Source organism: Candidatus Protofrankia californiensis (assembly GCF_900634765.1).
Classification (GTDB): Bacteria; Actinomycetota; Actinomycetes; order Frankiales; family Frankiaceae; genus Protofrankia; species Protofrankia californiensis.
In genome coordinates, this window is record NZ_CAAAFT010000064.1 from 23,363 (window position 1) to 26,396 (window position 3,034).

2 protein-coding genes are annotated in these 3,034 nt (G+C 69.9%); both read right to left on the reverse strand.

All coding sequences use genetic code 11. The features are described 5' to 3' along the window. Positions 1–1,377: glutamine synthetase family protein (locus tag DD1DGNOD_RS03805; protein WP_283234652.1), on the reverse strand; the 1,377-nt coding region annotated here is incomplete at its 3' end. Beyond that, on the reverse strand, positions 1,374–3,034 hold a 1,661-nt coding region (locus DD1DGNOD_RS03810), incomplete at its 5' end, for an IucA/IucC family protein (RefSeq protein ID WP_131769459.1). The genes DD1DGNOD_RS03805 and DD1DGNOD_RS03810, both read right to left, overlap by 4 nt.

A 3,034-nucleotide genomic window follows, 5' to 3' on the forward strand; every position in this document is an offset into this window, starting at 1 on the left:
CGCGAGATGGTTGACGACGTCGTCGCCGAACGCCGCCCGCGCGATGTCGCTGGAACGCCACAGCTGTTGCGCCTGCCGTAACGTCGTCGGCAGGCGCGGCACCCCGGACGCCGTGAACGCGTTCCCGGCCGTTGCCACGGGCAGGGCAAGGTCGTTGTCGATCCCGTACAGGCCGGCCGCGACGATCCCGGCGACCGCCAGGTATGGGTTGGCGTCACCGCCGGGCACCCGGTGTTCGATCCGCAGCGACTGGCCGGAGCCGATGACCCGCACCGGGCAGGTGCGGTTGTCCCGTCCCCAGGCGATACCGGTCGGCGCAAACGAGCCCGGGGCGAGCCGCTTGTAGGAGTTGACGGTCGGTGCGAACAGCAGGGTGAACTCGGCCATGCAGGCGAGCTGACCGGCCACGAACGACCGCATCAGTTCCGACATGCCGGCGAGATCCGTCCTCCCGACCGGCGTCCGCTCACCTGGCGCTTGGTCGCCCGGTGCCCGCTCGCCGGCTGCCGGGCCGGAGGCGAACACCGTCGTGCCGTCCCGCCCCCGCAGCGACAGGTGAACATGGCAGGAGTTTCCCTCTCCTTGATCGTATTTCGCCATAAAGGTCACGGCCTGCCCTGCCTGCGCCGCAAGATTTTTCGCTGTTGTCTTGTAGAGGACGTGGTTGTCGCAGGTGCGCATCGCGTCGTCGTAGCGGAACACGATCTCGTACTGGCCCGGATGGACCTCCGCCCGGGCCGACTCGACCCGCACGCCCGCGCCCGCCATGGCCCGCCTGATCGTTTGGGCCAGTCCGTCCATCCCGGACGTCCCGATCAGGGAGTAGTCGACGTTGTAACGGGACGCCGGGGTCAGACCGCCGTACGAGCGCTCCGCCGCCTCCTGGTAGGACTCGGTGAACACCAGGAACTCCAGCTCGGTACCGGCAAGCGCGGCCAGTCCCCGGGCGGAAAGCCGATCGAGCTGCGCACGCAGGATGGCCCGGGGGGCGAGGCGGACCATGGTGCCGTCCGGCCACCAGGCGTCCGCGAGCACAACGGCCGACCGGGAGTTCCATGGAGCGCGGCGCAGGGTCGCGAGATCCGGTACGAGCCGGAAGTCCCCGAAGCCGCTGTCCCAGGGCGCGAAGGCGTAGCCGGAGTCGGTGTCCATCTCGACGTCCACGGCAAGCAGATAGGCACAGGTGTGCAGGCCGCGTGCGAGGACGTCCTCGGTGAAGTACTCCACCGACGCCCCGCTGCCCTGCAGGCGTCCCTGCAGGTCGGGAAGGCCCACGAGCACCTCGTCGATGCCGTCCGGAGACTGCGGGGACGCCGCGAGCCGCCGCAGTTCGTCGATGCCGATGACGCCCGGATGCCGCTGCGCTGGCAGGCTCAAGCCGGAAGGGTGGTTTCGTGCGCCTGGGCGGGTGCTCCCGCGCCCGTCGCCTGGGTGTCCGCTGTCCTGGCGCTGAGGTTCATGTCCGGGGTCTCGGCCTCCAGGGTCGCGGTGTCGGGGGTCGCGGTGTCAACTGTCACCAGGTGCAGGGGATTGGCGACCTGGCCGTACATGATGTCGAACCCGCCGTCACGGTCGGGCCGGTCGTGAAAGCCGGTTCCGGCGAGCTGCTCCCGGTTGAGGCAGACCCGGTCGAAGGTGGGAGCCAGCAGGTTGAACAGGACGAACCGGTCGGCGTATTCGGGAAAACCGCGGTGATAATTTTCGATCTCGGCACGGACCAGCGTCCAGAATTCCTTCTCGCGGACGCCGAGATGGTCCTCGACGAGAACCGAGAAAAACCGGAAGTGTCCCGTGCACAGCGCTGACAGGATCGAATGGGCGAGGTCGGAGGCGGGCCAGCGCCGCAGGTACCGCCCGACGGCCTCCGGCGGATCCGCGTGTTCGGGCCAACCGTGCCGGCCGGGCCGGTCGATACCGGCGGATTCCGCCTCGGCGAATTCCGCGCCGGTGGGTTTGATCCGGGCGGATTCGGCATCGACGGATTCGGCATCGGGGGGTTCGGCGCCGGTACGGGCGGTGTCGCTGTGGGCGACGTCGACCAGCTCTATGTCGGCTCCGAAGTCCTTGACCGCGATCCGGGTTGGGACGTCGCCGCCGTCGAAAACGACGATGACGTTCTCGCCGTGTGGGGTGAAGGCGACACCGTAGACGTACAGGTAGTGCAGCAACGGTGGCAGCAGGCAGGACAACAGCGCCCGCAGCCACTCCCGCGGCGTCCGGCCCGAGCGGGCCACCAGCTCGCTGACCAGCGCCCGGCCCTCGGAGCCGACGAGCAGCAACGAGGCGAACGTCCGGGCCCGCTCGCCGGGGGAGATCAGATCCTCGACCGGCTGCCGCCACAGCGCGCCCAGGAGTTCGTGGAGGCGGTACGGCGCGCGTGCCAGCGACTCGTACGCACCGTGGGTGACGGTGACCCCGGCGACTTCCGGCAGCGGAAGCACCCGCGTGACGTCCCGCAGGAACGCGTCGGCGTCCCGGATGCCGACCAGCCACGCGGAGGTGTCCGGGCCGGCGTGGGCGTCGTCCGCTGACATCCCCCGCCACACCAGCGTGTTGCGGATCATCAGGGCGAGCTTGACGTTGAGCCGTGACGGGCGGTCGATGTTCACCAGAGTGCGCACGGACTGCAGCGGAAGGTAGCGGTCGGGTGCCTCGCCGAGCAGTATCAGCCGGCCGGTCGCGATCTCGGCGGCGAACAGCGGCGCGATCACGTGCTCCCACTGCCAGGGATGCACCGGCAGCCAGACGTAGTCCCCGGCGGGCAGGGGTGGTTGGGTCGAAGCGGTGTTCGGCCCGCCTACCTGAGCGCCGTCACCGTTGTGGTTCATGCCGGTGCCTGTGTCACTGCCTGTGCCCGGGTAGATGTCGGCGGCGTCGGCGTCCGTGAAGGCGAGCCGGGTTGCCAGCGTCGCCGCGAACGCCACCTGGGTGAACGTGTCGAGTTCGGCTGCCAGCAGCCGCTGCGAGGTCAGGACGCCGTCGCCGGGCGTGTCCGGGTCACCCCCACCGGACGGCCCGGCAGCCGAACCACCGG